13 protein-coding genes are annotated in these 13,405 nt (G+C 71.2%); 8 read left to right on the top strand and 5 right to left on the bottom strand.

What is annotated here, in order from left to right; genetic code table 11:
* The first annotated feature begins 221 nt into the window (after window positions 1-221).
* From ctaC to FHX74_RS09950, 5 genes are all read left to right on the top strand, one after another.
* Window positions 222-1,109, top strand: coding sequence for an aa3-type cytochrome oxidase subunit II (ctaC, locus tag FHX74_RS09970; RefSeq protein WP_456238303.1), 888 nt, complete (start codon window positions 222-224; stop codon window positions 1,107-1,109).
* Window positions 1,109-2,896, top strand: a complete 1,788-nt coding sequence (gene ctaD, locus FHX74_RS09965) for an aa3-type cytochrome oxidase subunit I (RefSeq protein WP_182559978.1) — start codon at window positions 1,109-1,111, stop codon at window positions 2,894-2,896. Before ctaC ends, ctaD begins: the two co-directional genes overlap by 1 nt.
* The gene (locus tag FHX74_RS09960) at window positions 2,893-3,288 is read left to right on the top strand and encodes a cytochrome c oxidase subunit 4 (RefSeq protein WP_182559977.1); all 396 of its coding nucleotides are present in this window, start codon (window positions 2,893-2,895) and stop codon (window positions 3,286-3,288) included. Before ctaD ends, FHX74_RS09960 begins: the two co-directional genes overlap by 4 nt.
* Window positions 3,289-3,422: 134 nt before the next feature.
* A complete protein-coding gene (locus tag FHX74_RS09955) occupies window positions 3,423-3,998 on the top strand; it encodes a PadR family transcriptional regulator (protein ID WP_220483753.1) in 576 nt (191 codons plus the stop codon).
* 56 nt (window positions 3,999-4,054) lie between these two features.
* On the top strand, window positions 4,055-5,536 hold the full coding sequence (locus FHX74_RS09950; protein ID WP_182560417.1) for a DHA2 family efflux MFS transporter permease subunit: 1,482 nt from the start codon (window positions 4,055-4,057) through the stop codon (window positions 5,534-5,536).
* A gap of 288 nt (window positions 5,537-5,824) precedes the next feature.
* On the opposite strand, the gene FHX74_RS09945 is transcribed toward FHX74_RS09950, so the two are convergent.
* The 3 genes from FHX74_RS09945 to FHX74_RS09935 are packed head-to-tail and all read right to left on the bottom strand — an operon-like array spanning window position 5,825 to window position 9,119.
* Window positions 5,825-7,084, bottom strand: a complete 1,260-nt coding sequence (locus FHX74_RS09945) for a sulfate adenylyltransferase subunit 1 (RefSeq protein ID WP_182559976.1) — start codon at window positions 7,082-7,084, stop codon at window positions 5,825-5,827.
* A gap of 2 nt (window positions 7,085-7,086) precedes the next feature.
* Complete coding sequence (gene cysD / locus FHX74_RS09940; protein ID WP_182559975.1) at window positions 7,087-7,995, bottom strand: sulfate adenylyltransferase subunit CysD; 909 nt, start codon at window positions 7,993-7,995, stop codon at window positions 7,087-7,089.
* Between the two features lie 59 nt (window positions 7,996-8,054).
* Window positions 8,055-9,119 carry a hypothetical protein gene (locus tag FHX74_RS09935; RefSeq protein WP_182559974.1) on the bottom strand — a complete coding sequence of 355 codons (1,065 nt, stop codon included), beginning with the start codon at window positions 9,117-9,119 and terminating at the stop codon, window positions 8,055-8,057.
* A 341-nt stretch (window positions 9,120-9,460) separates the two neighbouring features.
* On the opposite strand from FHX74_RS09935, the gene FHX74_RS09930 reads away from it, so the two are divergent.
* The gene (locus FHX74_RS09930) at window positions 9,461-9,736 is read left to right on the top strand and encodes a DUF2277 domain-containing protein (RefSeq protein WP_182559973.1); all 276 of its coding nucleotides are present in this window, start codon (window positions 9,461-9,463) and stop codon (window positions 9,734-9,736) included.
* Between the two features lie 38 nt (window positions 9,737-9,774).
* Window positions 9,775-10,392: an NAD(P)-dependent oxidoreductase gene (locus FHX74_RS09925; protein ID WP_182559972.1), complete on the top strand. Its 618-nt coding sequence runs from the start codon at window positions 9,775-9,777 to the stop codon at window positions 10,390-10,392.
* A 63-nt stretch (window positions 10,393-10,455) separates the two neighbouring features.
* On the opposite strand, the gene FHX74_RS09920 is transcribed toward FHX74_RS09925, so the two are convergent.
* Together FHX74_RS09920 and FHX74_RS09915 are read right to left on the bottom strand one after the other, a co-directional pair.
* The gene (locus tag FHX74_RS09920) at window positions 10,456-11,910 is read right to left on the bottom strand and encodes a GuaB1 family IMP dehydrogenase-related protein (RefSeq protein ID WP_182559971.1); all 1,455 of its coding nucleotides are present in this window, start codon (window positions 11,908-11,910) and stop codon (window positions 10,456-10,458) included.
* Window positions 11,911-11,992: 82 nt separating this feature from the next.
* Window positions 11,993-12,538 carry a PadR family transcriptional regulator gene (locus tag FHX74_RS09915; protein ID WP_182559970.1) on the bottom strand — a complete coding sequence of 182 codons (546 nt, stop codon included), beginning with the start codon at window positions 12,536-12,538 and terminating at the stop codon, window positions 11,993-11,995.
* A gap of 134 nt (window positions 12,539-12,672) precedes the next feature.
* Between FHX74_RS09915 and FHX74_RS09910 the strand changes: the two genes are divergently transcribed.
* Window positions 12,673-13,344: a VC0807 family protein gene (locus FHX74_RS09910; protein WP_182559969.1), complete on the top strand. Its 672-nt coding sequence runs from the start codon at window positions 12,673-12,675 to the stop codon at window positions 13,342-13,344.
* Window positions 13,345-13,405: the final 61 nt, after the last annotated feature.

Raw genomic sequence — 13,405 nt, 5'->3', positions numbered from 1 at the left:
CCGGAAACATACGCACCGGCGAGGCTGGTCCCCCACGTCGGCTGCGTTAGGGTGCTGTTTGTCGCACGGGGAGGCGGCTCCACCCCCGAGACGAGGTCACGATCGTGACGCAGGGTCCGCCCGGCGCATCCGCCCGTGACCTGGGGTGGCAATCAAGGACGAGTCCCGCGGTCAGGTCCACCGGTCGCAGGACGGCAGGTTCGTATCGAGGAAGGCACGACGTGTCAGGTGACGACTGGTCCGCGGGGACCAGGACGGCGCGCAGTCGCGGACGCCGCGGACTCCGGGTGCTGCTCGGGGTCGGCGTGATCGGTGCCGCCGCGGCGCTGTCCGGGTGCAGCCAGGAGACCGTCGGTCAGCTCAAGCGGCTGGGGTTGCCGGTCGCCGCGAGCGACCGGGCCCCGAGCATCCACGACCTGTGGATCGGCAGTTGGATCGCGGCCGGGGCGATCGGTCTGTTCGTGTGGGGCCTGATCATCTACTGCGTCGTCCGGTTCAAGCGCCGGCACGGCGGCTACGTCAAGCAGAACCGCTACAACCTGCCGCTCGAGGTGCTCTACACGATCGCCCCGTTCGTGGTGATCGGCGTGCTGTTCTACTACACGGTGCTGGTCCAGGAGCACGTCCAGGCCAAGGTCGCCGAACCCCAGCACACCATCGACGTCGTCGGCCAGAAGTGGTCGTGGACGTTCAACTACCGCGAGGCGAACAACCCTCAGGTCGGCAACGACGTGTGGGAGTCCGGGACCATCGAGAAGACCCCGGACCTCTACCTCCCGGTCGGCCAGACGGTGCGTTTCCGTCTCACCTCGCCCGACGTCATCCACTCGTTCTGGATCCCGTCGTTCTACGAGAAGATGGACGTCATCCCGGGTCGCCACAACTACTTCGACGTGACGCCGACCCGCCTCGGTGACTACGACGGCAAGTGCGCCGAGCTCTGCGGGACCTACCACTCCGCGATGCTGTTCAAGGTCCACATCGTCCCGGTCGCCGAGTACAACGAGAAGCTGAAGGAACTGGCGCAGGCCGGTCAGACCGGAGTGAACCTCGGCAACACCAGCACCACCGTGCTGCAACCGCCGACGGACACCGGAGGGGAAGGCTGATGGTCACTCTCGAGCGCACCGCCGGGACCACCGAGGTCCTCCGGCCGGCCCGGCCACTCGGGCAGATCGCCTGGAAGTACATGGTCACCACCGACCACAAGGTGATCGGCAACCTGTACTTCGTCACCTCGTTCCTGTTCTTCCTGTTCGGCGGCATCCTCGCCCTCGGCATCCGGGCGGAGCTGGCGTTCCCCGGGCTGCAGTACCTCAGCTACGAGACCTACAACCAGTTCTTCACCATGCACGGCACGATCATGCTGCTGCTGTTCGCGACCCCGCTCTTCGCGGGCTTCGCGAACGCGATCATGCCGCTGCAGATCGGTTCGCCCGACGTGGCGTTCCCGCGGCTCAACATGCTGTCGTACTGGCTCTACCTGTTCGGCGGCCTGATCGTGGTCTCGGGCTTCCTGTCGCCGCAGGGGGCGGCCAGCTTCGGCTGGTTCGCCTACTCGCCGCTCTCGAACTCGGTGAACTCGCCGGGTGTCGGTGGTGACCTGTGGATCATGGGCCTCTACCTCGCCGGTCTGGGCACGATCCTCGGTGCGGTCAACTTCGTCACCACGATCCTGACCATGCGGGCCCCGGGCATGACCATGTTCCGGATGCCGATCTTCACCTGGAACATCCTGATCACGTCGCTGCTGGTGCTGATCGCGTTCCCGATCCTGGCGGCGGCACTGCTGGTGCTCGAGGCGGACCGGAAGCTCGGCGCGCACGTCTTCGACGCCGCCAACGGCGGCCCGATCCTGTGGCAGCACCTGTTCTGGTTCTTCGGGCACCCCGAGGTCTACATCATCGCGTTGCCGTTCTTCGGCATCATCACCGAGATCCTGCCGGTGTTCAGCCGCAAGCCGGTCTTCGGCTACATCGGTCTGGTCGCCGCGACCCTGTCGATCGCGGCCCTCTCGGTCGCCGTGTGGGCGCACCACATGTACGTCACCGGGGCGGTCAGCCTGCCGTTCTTCAGCTTCATGACCTTCCTCATCGCCGTGCCGACCGGGGTGAAGTTCTTCAACTGGATCGGGACGATGTGGGGCGGCAGTCTCACCTTCGACACCCCGATGCTGTGGGCGATCGGCTTCCTCACCACCTTCCTGTTCGGCGGCCTGACCGGCGTCATCCTGGCCAGCCCGCCGCTGGACTTCGCGCTGTCGGACTCCTACTTCGTGGTGGCGCACTTCCACTACGTGGTGTTCGGCACGGTGGTGTTCGCGATGTTCGCCGGCTTCTACTTCTGGTGGCCCAAGCTGACCGGCCGGATGCTCGACGAGACCTGGGGCAAGATCCACTTCTGGCTGCTGTTCGTCGGCTTCCACACCACCTTCCTCGTCCAGCACTGGCTCGGGGTGGAGGGCATGCCACGCCGATACGCCGACTACCTGCCCAACGAGGGCTTCACCGTCCTCAACCAGGTCAGCTCGGCCGGTGCCTTCCTGCTCGGCGCCTCGATCCTGCCGTTCATCTACAACGTCTGGAAGTCGCGCAAGGCCCCGCTGGTCAACACCGACGACCCGTGGGGCTGGGGCCGCTCGCTCGAGTGGGCGACCTCCTGCCCGCCGCCGCGGCACAACTTCCTGTCGCTGCCCCGGATCCGTTCGGAGTCCCCGGCCTTCGACCTGCACCACCCCGAGGTGGCGCTGCTCGAGTACCCGGCCAACGAGGCCTCCGACACCCTGCTCGACGCCGGTGACGACCACGGTCGCGTCGACGAGCTGACCGCCCGGGTCTCCGGGCAGTCCGACGATCCCGGCTTCCACGCCGATCCGCAGCGGGGAGGACGTCGATGAGGATCGAGGCCTGGGTCTTCGGCGCGGTCGCGATCTTCCTGATCCCGGTCACCCCGATCTACTGGTTCATGAGCCACGACCCGACCGGGTTCGCGGCCCTCATCCTCACCTTCTTCCTGGTGCTGATGATCGGCGGCTACCTCGCGCTGGTGGCCCGCCGGATGGACCCTCGCCCGGAGGACCGGCGCGACGGCGAGATCGCCGAAGGCGCCGGTGAGCTCGGCTTCTTCCCGCCGCAGAGCATCTGGCCGCTCTTCTGCGGGCTCGCGCTGGTGCTCTTCGTCCTCGGTCCGGTCTTCGGCTGGTGGCTGAGCATCATCGCGGTGGCCATCGGGTTCGTCACCTTGACCGGTCTGCTCTACGAGTTCTACCGCGGCGACCACGCGCACTGAGGTCGACGACGCGACACCAGGACATTCCCGACAGGGGCCCGGCCGATCGGCCGGGCCCCTGTCTTTTGCTGCGATGCCTGCTTGCATGCCGCAAACTCCGTGCGTAATATTCCGTAAGGAATAGTTCAACCGGAGTGAAGGAGGCGGGGATGGCGCTGGCCCCGTTGGCGGTCTCCGCGCTCGCGCTGCTCACCGAGCGTCCGATGCACCCGTACGAGATGTACTCGCTGCTGCTCAAGCGGCAGGAGGACGAGTGGCTCAAGCTGAGCCCGGGCACCCTCTACCGCACCGTCGAGCGGCTGGTCGCCGACGGTCTGGCCGTCGTCGCCGGCACCGAGCGCGAAGGGAACCGGCCCGAGCGGACCACCTACGCGATCACCCCCGAGGGTGAGGAGGCGCTGCGGACCCGGCTGGTCGAGCTGCTCCGCGCGCCGGTCCGGGAGTACCCGGTGCTCCCGTTCGCGCTGGGGGAGGCGCACAACCTGCCCGCCGACCTCGTGGTCGAGCAGCTCACCCGGCACCGGATCAGCCTCGAGGCCCGGCTCCACGAGCTCGAGCAGGGGCTGCTCGACGCCGCCTCCCGCGGCGTCGAGGAGGCCTACCTCATCAACGTCGACTTCCTCCGCGAGACCGTCCGCGCCCAGCGCGACTGGCTCGCCACCCTGATCACCCGCATCACCACCAAGGACCTGCCATGGCCGACCTCCTGACCCGCACCGACCCGTCCCGCGGACCCGCGCGTCGCTCGACCGCCCCGCGCCACGCGATGGCGCCGACCGAGCACCCCGACTTCCGCCCCTGGCCCGCGCTCTGGGCGCTGGTCCTGGGCTTCTTCATGATCCTGGTCGACACCACCATCGTCTCGGTGGCGACCCCGGCGATCATGACCGGGCTCGACGCCGACGTGAACGCGGTGATCTGGGTGACCAGCGCCTACCTGCTGGCCTACGCGGTGCCGCTGCTGATCACTGGCCGGCTGGGTGACCGGTTCGGGCCGAAGAACATGTACCTGATCGGCCTGGTCGTCTTCACCCTCGCCTCGCTGTGGTGCGGGCTCACCGGGACGATCGGGATGCTGATCACCGCCCGGGTCGCCCAGGGCCTCGGCGCCGCGCTGATGACCCCGCAGACCATGGCGGTGATCACCCGGATCTTCCCGGCCGACCAGCGCGGCCGGGCGATGAGCCTGTGGGGTGCGGTGGCCGGAGTGGCCACCCTGGTCGGCCCGGTGGCCGGCGGCCTGCTGGTCGACGGTCCGGGCTGGGAGTGGATCTTCTTCATCAACGTCCCGGTCGGCGTGGTGGCGTTCGTGCTCGCCGCCCGGCTGGTGCCGGCGCTCCCGACCGCCGTGCACCGGTTCGACCTGGTCGGCGTCGCCCTCAGCGCGATCGGCCTGTTCTGCGTGGTGTTCGGGATCCAGGAGGGCCGCCAGTACGACTGGGGGACCATCGCCGGCCCGCTGCACGTGTGGATGCTGATCGCCTTCGGGCTGCTCGCGCTGGTCGCCTTCGTCGTGTGGCAGCGGGTCAACCGTGGTGAGCCGCTGGTGCCGCTCGGGCTGTTCCGCGACCGAAACTTCAGCCTGGCCAACCTGGCCATCACCTCGGTCGGGTTCACCGTCACCTCGCAGGGCTTCCCGCTGATGCTCTACGCGCAGGCGGTTCGCGGGCTGACCCCGACCGGTTCGGCGCTGCTGTTCGTCCCGATGGCGGTGATCTCCGGCGGGCTCGCCCCGTTCGTCGGCCGGCTGACCGACCGCATGCACCCGCGCTATCTCGCCGGTTTCGGGCTGCTCTGCCTCTCGGTCTCGCTGATCTGGCTGAGCCACGAGATGACGCCGGACAGCCCGATGTGGCGGCTGCTGCTGCCGATCGCCCTGCTCGGGGTGGCCAACGGGTTCATGTGGTCCCCGCTCGGCACCTCGGCCACCCGGAACCTGCCGCCGAGCCGGGCGGGCGCCGGGGCCGGGGTCTACAACACGACCCGGCAGATCGGCGCGGTGCTCGGCAGCGCCAGCATCGCCGCACTGATCGACGCCCGGCTGGCCGCGGAGCTGCCGTCGGCCGGCGGCGGAGCCGGGGCCACCGAGGCCGGGGTGGGCAAGCTCCCCGAGGCGCTGCACGCCGGGTTCAGCACGGCGATGGCGCAGGCGATGCTGCTGCCGGCGCTGGTCGTGCTGGTCGGGTTCGTCGCGGTGCTGTTCTTCGCGCTGCCGCGGCACCTGGTGAAGAGCGGGGACGCGCACTGAGCCAGGCCGACGTGCACTGAGCCAAGCGGACGTGCACTGAGCCTGTCGAAGTGCCTCGGTGCGCGTGGGGTGCTCCCGGAGACCGGGCCCCGCACCGGATGTCCCGCCCGCCTCGCGGAGCGCGCTCGGCCCGGGTGCCCTGCTCCGGCTCGTCGTGCGCTCCGCTCAGACGCCCGACCACGCCCCCGACACCCGGTGCGCGCCCCGGTCTCCTCGTTGGGCGTCCTGCGTCGGGTGGGGGTGGGCCGAGGACCGCACGGTGTGCGGGCTGCCGCCTCGGAGTGGCGGCTAGTTCTTGTGGGCCTCGATCATGCCGGCGGCGACGGTGCGGTTGGTCGACTCGTCGACCAGGATGAACGAGCCGGTGGCGCGGTTGTCGGTGTAGTTGTCGACGAAGAATGGCACCGTGGTGCGGAGCTTGACCCGGCCGATGTCGTTGAGGTCGAGGCGGTCGGCGGTCTCGTCGCGGTGCAGGGTGTTGACGTCGATCCGGTAGGCGACCTCGGTGACCATCGCGCGGCCCCAGCGGGTGGTCTGCTTGATCGCGTACTTCTTCCGCGGGACCAGCGGTGCGGCCTCGTCCATCCAGCAGATCCGGGCGTCGAGGTTCTGGTCGGTGCGCGGGACGTTGTTGGGCCGGCAGAGCAGGTCGCCGCGGCTGACGTCGATGTCGTCGGCGAGCCGGACGGTCACCGCCATCGGCGGGTAGGCCTCGGTCAGCGGACCGTCGGCGGTCTCGATCGCGGCCACCGTCGAGGTGAACCCGCTGGGGAGGGCGACCACCGGGTCGCCGACCTTGAGCACCCCGCTGGCCACCGTGCCGGCGTACCCGCGGTAGTCACGGTGGGTGTTGGACTGCGGCCGGATCACGTACTGGACTGGGAACCGGACGTCGACCAGGTTGCGGTCGCTGGCCACGTACATGTGCTCGAGCTGGCTGAGCAGCGGGGCGCCCTCGTACCAGGGCATCCGCTCGGACCGGTCGACCACGTTGTCGCCGTGCAGGGCCGACACCGGGACGAAGGTCAGGTCGCGGACCCGGAGCCGCGAGGCGAAGGCGGTGAAGTCCCGGCAGACCGCCTCGAAGGCCTCCTCGGAGTAGTCGACCAGGTCCATCTTGTTGACGCACACCACCAGGTGCGGCACCCCGAGCAGCGTGGTGAGGAACGCGTGCCGGCGGCTCTGCTCGGAGACGCCCTTGCGGACGTCGACCAGGATCACCGCGATGTCGGCGGTCGAGGCGCCGGTCACCATGTTGCGGGTGTACTGGATGTGGCCTGGCGTGTCGGCGATCACGAACCGGCGCCGCGGGGTGGCGAAGTAGCGGTAGGCGACGTCGATGGTGATGCCCTGCTCGCGCTCGGCCCGCAGCCCGTCGGTGAGCAGCGCCAGGTCGGTGTAGTCGTCGCCGCGGCGACGGCTGGCGGTCTCGACCGCGTCCAGCTGGTCGGTGAACAGCGACTTCGAGTCGAAGAGCAGCCGCCCGATCAGGGTGGACTTGCCGTCGTCGACCGATCCCGCGGTGGCGATCCGGGTGAGGTCGGTCATGATCAGAAGTAGCCTTCCCGCTTGCGGTCTTCCATCGCGGTGTCGCTGACCTTGTCGTCGCCGCGGGTCGCCCCGCGCTCGGTCAGCCGGGTGGTCTCGATCTCGGTGATCACGTCGGCCACCGTGACCGCCTCGGACGGCACCGCCGCGGTCAGGTTCGCGTCCCCCATCGTGCGGTAGCGCACCGAGCGCTTCTCGGTGGTCTCGCCGTCGCGGGGCTCGACGAACCGATTCACCGCGTAGAGCATCCCGCCGCGCTCGACCACCTCGCGCTCGGCGGCGAAGTAGAGGTCGGGCACGGCCAGCTGCTCGGACTCGATGTAGCGCCAGACGTCGAGCTCGGTCCAGTTCGACAGCGGGAACACCCGGATGCTCTGGCCGGGGAAGATCCGCCCGTTGTAGAGGTTCCACAGCTCGGGTCGCTGGTTCTTGGGGTCCCACTGGCCGAACTCGTCGCGGAAGCTGAAGATCCGCTCCTTGGCCCGGGCCTTCTCCTCGTCGCGCCGGGCACCGCCGAACAGCGCGTCGAAGCCGTGCTCCTCCGCCGCCTCGAGCAGCACCGGGGTCTGGATCCGGTTGCGCGAGCCGTTCGGCTCCTCGGCCACCAGGCCGCGTGCGATCGCGTCCGGGACGCTGGCGACCACCAGCTCGACCCCGAGCTCGGCCACCCGGTCGTCGCGGAACGTGATCACCTCGTCGAAATTGAGCCCGGTGTCGACGTGCATGACCGGGAACGGGATCCGCGCCGGGGCGAAGGCCTTCTCGGCCAGCCGCAGCATCACGATCGAGTCCTTGCCCCCGGAGAACAGCAGACAGGGACGGCTCATCTCGGCCGCGACCTCGCGGATGATGTGGATGCTCTCCGCCTCGAGGACGGCCAGCTCACTGAGGATCCGGCTGGGTCCGCTCATCGTCTCCCGTCCTGGTGCTGCCTCGGCCGTCGCTGTCGCAGGGGTGCCGGCGGTCGATCTCACGGCCGGCGTGTCCTCGGCCCGCGGGCGACGATACCGGCGGTCGCGCGGCGGACACGACGACGGATCCCGCCCGTGGACCGCGCGAGGAGCACACGTCCGATGTCTGGTAGGGCCACCGTCGACAGGATCGCCTCGGCCCGGCGCCGGCGGTCCGGCCGGTCCGGCCCGTCGAACTCCGCGCCGCGACCGAGGGCCGCGGACACCACCCCGGCCAGCGCGGCCCCGGTGAGCTCGGCGGACACCAGCTCCGGCACCGCGGCGGTGCCCGGGCCGGTCCGCGGAGCGGTGCGGAGCAGGTCGAGGTCGCCGACCACCCGGACGCCGCTGGCCGCGACCTCGGCGGCGTACCGGTCGCTGCGCTCGGCGGCCGCGCGGACCGCCCACCCGGGGAGCACCAGCTCGTCGTCGGGAGGCGGCGGCTGGTCGAGCAGCCGGGCGACCGCGCCGTCGCGGACCAGCCGTTCGTAGTCGGCCCAGTGCACGCCGCGGTCCCGGATGGCCAGGTTGAGCTGGCGGACCAGCTCGCACTCCGTGGCCGACAGCCGGCGGTTGGCGTCCCGGCCGCCCAGCCCGTCGTCGGCCAGGAACCCGGCCGGCAGGTCGAGCAGCCCCTCGAACGCGTCGGTCAGCAACCGCGGCCGGCCAGGATCGGCGACCACCACGGTGACGTGGTCGGCGCCGACGGCCGCCGCCCAACGCCGGACCACCCCGCCCTGGTCGTTGCGCCGGTGGAAGGTGGGCGTGACCGTGGTGTCCGGCGGGTCGGCGAGGACGCGTTCCAACCAGTCCTCGAACCGGTGCACGCTGCCGGCCTTGAGGTACTGCTGCCAGGACGAGCCGAGCAGGGCGGCGAACGGTCGGAGGGTGACCACCACCTCGAGTCGCGGGCCGAGCTCGGCGGCGAACCGGGCTGCCGTCGCGTCGTCGGACTCGGAGGCGAACTCGTGGCTGATCCAGATCCGGCGGTCGCGTTCGGCCTCGACCTCGGCCAGCAGCTCGTCCCAGTGCCGGCGATCGGGCACCGAGGCGCCGGCACCCGGCCAGCCCCACCGGCGCCTCATCAGGGCCGAGACCGCCTCGCGGTGGTTCGTCGCCGTGCCCGGGTAGCGGACGCCCGCGTCGAGCAGTGCGTCGCGCCGTCGCTGCGCGGTTCGTTGCAGCGCGGTGGTGCCGGTCTTGGCCAGGCCGATGTGCAGCAGCCGGGCGCGGGCGGGCAGGGGTGCCGGACGGGACGCCGGAGTGGTCGGGGTGTCGATGAGCAGGTCCTCCGAGACGTGGAGCGGACGCGCCGGACCGCACGCGTGGCTGGATGCGGCTTCTCAGATGGCTCCAAGGTAGCTGTGGGACCTGTGCGGTCCGTGACCCCTGGGCCGGAGGGTCGGTCGGCAGTAGGGTCCCCGGCATGTGCCGAAACATCCGCCCGCTGCACAACTTCGAGCCGCCGGCCACCTCGGCCGAGGTCCACGCCGCCGCGCTCCAGTACGTTCGCAAGGTCGCCGGGACCACCAAGCCCTCCCAGGCCAACGCCGCCGCCTTCGACGAGGCCGTCCACGAGATCGCCCACATCACCCAGCACCTGCTCGAGCACCTGACCACCAGCGCACCGCCGAAGAACCGCGAGGAGGAGGCGCTCAAGGCCCGCGCCCGCGCGGCCAAGCGCTACGCGCAGGCCGGCTGAGGCCGGGTCGGCACGGACCGGATCGGGGAGTCGGGGGAGTGCGGCTGCTGATCCTGGGCGCGTCCGGACGGACCGGCGCCCACGTGCTCGAGCGCGCCCGCTGGGCCGGTCACCGGATCACCGTGCTGGTCCGTGACCCGGTCGGGTTCGGGGCTCCCGAGCAGGTTCGGGTGCTCGGCGGCGACGTCACCGACAAGCACGCGCTCGCCCGGGCGGTCGACGACCAGCAGGCGGTGATCAGCCTGGCCGGGTCGCTCCGGCAGCCGGTGGCAGCGCCGATCGCGCGCGCGGTGGTCGGGGCGGCCACCCACGCGGGGGCGGAGCGGCTGATGGTCCTCGCGCCCTACGGTCCCGGGCTGGACCGGCGCGAGCTCCCGCTCGGGCTGCGGTGGTCACGGGTCCGCGGCAGTGCCAAGCTCCGGGCCGACCGGGTGGAGGCCGAGGAGGCCGTCCGGGGCGCCGCGCTGGACTGGACGCTGACGCAGGCGGTCCGGCTGACCGACGACCCGCCGGTCGGCGACTTCCGCGCCGCCGAGACGGTGGCCGCCCAGGGGCCGTGGCGGATCAGCCGCGCCGACGTCGCCCGGTTCCTGGTCGACCAGTTGCAGGGCCACGCCTGGTCGCGCCGGGCGGTCGTGCTGACCACCCACCACTGAGGTCCGGCGACCAGCGAGATCGCAGGCTCGCACAGGCGGTCGGCGCCACCCGGTGACGCGGCCTCACCAGCTGGCGTGCAGCGGACGTCCCTCGTCGTAGCCGGAGCTGGACTGGACCCCGACGGTGGCCAGCTGGTGGAACTCCTCGAGGCTGGTTGCCCCGGCGTAGGTGCAGCTGCTCCGCACCCCGGCCACGATCTGGTCGAGCAGGTCCTCCACGCTCGGCCGCTCCGGGTCGAGGTACATCCGCGAGGTCGAGATGCCCTCCTCGAACAGCCCGGCCCGGGCCCGGTCGAAGCCGCTGGCGTCCTTGGTGCGCAACCGGACGGCGCGGGCCGACGCCATCCCGTAGGACTCCTTGTAGTGCCGACCCTGGGCGTCGGTGAGCAGGTTGCCGGTGCTCTCCAGCGTCCCGGCGAACCAGCTGCCGATCATCACGCTGCCCGCGCCGGCGGCCAGCGCCAGGGCGACGTCGCGCGGGTAGCGCACCCCGCCGTCGGCCCAGACGGCGTGCCCGGTCTCGCGTGCCGCGGCCGCGCACTCGAGCACCGCGGAGAACTGCGGGCGGCCGACCCCGGTCATCATCCGGGTGGTGCACATCGCCCCCGGGCCGACCCCGACCTTGATCACGTCGGCGCCCGCGGCGGTCAGGTCGCGGACGCCGTCGGCGGAGACCACGTTCCCGGCCACCACCGGGACCCGACGGCCGACCGCGTCGGCGTGACCGTCGCGGGCCTCCCGGACCGCCTTGAGCGCGGTGATCATCTTCTCCTGGTGGCCGTGCGCGGTGTCGACCACGAGCACGTCGACGCCGGCCGCGAGCAGCCGCTCCGCCCGGCCGACCACGTCGCCGTTGATCCCGACCGCGGCACCGATCATGAGCCGCCCCGCCGGGTCGAGCGCCGGCGTGTAGAGCGTCGACCGGAGCGCGTGCTTGCGGGTCATCACGCCGACGATCCGGTCGCCCTCCTGCACGAGAGCGACCTCGAGGTGCCGGGCCGACAGGGTGTCGAAGACCTGCTGCGGCGGGGTGTCGGGCGAGACCACCACCAGGTCGTCGCTCATCACCTCGTGCACCTGGGCGAACCGGTCGACCCCGGTGGCGTCGGCCTCGCTGACCGTCCCCAGCGGACGGCCGTCCTCGATCACCACGACCAGCCCGTGCGCGCGCTTGGAGAGCAACGAGACGGCCTCGCCGACCGTGGTGCTCGGGGTCACCGACACCGGGGTGTCGAAGACCGGGTGCGAGTCCTTGACCCGCGTCACGGTGGTCGCGACCACGTCGGTCGGGATGTCCTGCGGGATGATCGCCACCGCGCCGCGGCGGGCCACGGTCTCGGCCATCCGGCGTCCGGAGATCGCGGTCATGTTGGCCACCACGATCGGCAGGGTGGTGCCGACGCCGTCGGTGCTGCGGAGGTCGACGTCGAGCCGCGAGCTGACCCCGGACCGCCGCGGGACCATGAACACGTCGGAGTAGGTCAGGTCGTGGTCGGGCGTGCCGTGGAGGAACTTCACCGGGACAGTTTACGAACTCCGGCGCCCGTCCGCGTCGGCGCGAACGACGGCCCCGACCGCCAAAGGACGGGGCAGCGCCAGGTCAGCGACGGTGACCGAAGGTCGGGTCGCCGGCGATCGCGGCCCGCGCCCAGTCGGCCCACTCGGCCAGCGCCCGGTAGCTGTGGATGCCGTACCGCGCCGCCAGCCCCGGCGAGCTGCCGCTGGGGACGCCCGCCTCCGCGACGGCGGCGGCGAACTCCTGCTCGAGCAGCGCCTCCTGCTCGCGGGCGAACCGGAGCGTGCCGTCGAGCACCGCGACCGCCTCCTCGGGTTCGAGCGAGGACAGCAGGAACAGCCGGAGGACGAACTCGTTCCGGGCGCCCCCGGCGTTGGGCTTGCCGAGCAGCCAGCCGCGCAGCTCCTCGCGCCCGGCCGGGGTGGGGGCGTAGGTCTTGCGACCGCGCGCGCCCGTCTCGGTGATCTCGATCAGGCCCTCGTCGGTCAGCTTCCTGAGCTCGGGGTAGATCTGGCTGTGCTTGGCGCTCCAGGCGTAGCTGCCGATCCCGCGGGCGAATCGCTGGGTGAGGTCGTAGCCGCTCGACGGTTGGACGTCGAGCAGCCCCAGCAGCGCGAAGCGCAACGACACGGTGTCTCCCTCCCCGGCCCGGTGGGCCACGACGGCCCACTCTAGGTTCTGGCCTTGACATGTAAATATTGACATGTCAGATTCTACTCATGACATCACCCGCTGTCACCCTCAGCCCTTCCGGAGCCGCTGCCATGACCGAGCCCGCCCGCCCGGAGGACCCGACCGAGACCTCTCCGCAGCACAAGCTCGGCGACACCTTCCGCACCCTGTTCCTCGACGCCGGGCTGTCGGTCGGCACCTACCTGGTGCTGCACTGGCTCGGCACCAGCGACTACGTCGCCCTGCTCGCCGCGACGGTGGTGGCCGGGCTGCGGGCGGCGTACGTGATCGTCCGGCGCCGCGAGGTGGACGCGTTCTCGGTGTTCATGCTGAGCACGTTCGCCATCGGGCTGGGGCTCTCCTTCGTCACCGGCAGCGCCCGCTTCCTGCTGGTCAAGGAGTCCTTCGGCACCGGGATCAGCGGGCTGATCTTCCTGGTCACCTGCCTGGTCGGGAAGCCCCTGATGTACTACGCCTCGCAGCGCTTCTCCGCGCCCACCCGAGCCGAGCGCGAGGAGTGGGACGGGCTGTGGCGGACCAGCGCCGGGTTCCGCCGGATGTTCCGGGTGATGTCGGTGGTCTGGGGCGTGGCCTTCCTCGCCGAGGCGGCGCTGCGGATCCCGCTGGTGCTCACCCTGCCGGTGCCCGTGATGGCCACCGTCTCGCCGTTGCTGACCCCGGTGCTGATCACCGTGCTGGTCGTCTGGTCGGCCCGTTACGGCGCCCGCGGCGAGCGCCGGCTGACCGCGGAGGCCGGCCACTGAGCGCGCCGGAGCCCTGCCGGAGGCGCTGATGCTGCGCGAGCCGCCGCCCCACTGAGCCGCG

This window comes from Microlunatus kandeliicorticis (assembly GCF_014137855.1).
GTDB classification, from domain to species: Bacteria; Actinomycetota; Actinomycetes; order Propionibacteriales; family Propionibacteriaceae; genus Microlunatus; species Microlunatus kandeliicorticis.
Note: the sequence above shows the minus strand (reverse complement) of the source record. Positions and strands in the feature narration are given on the sequence as shown.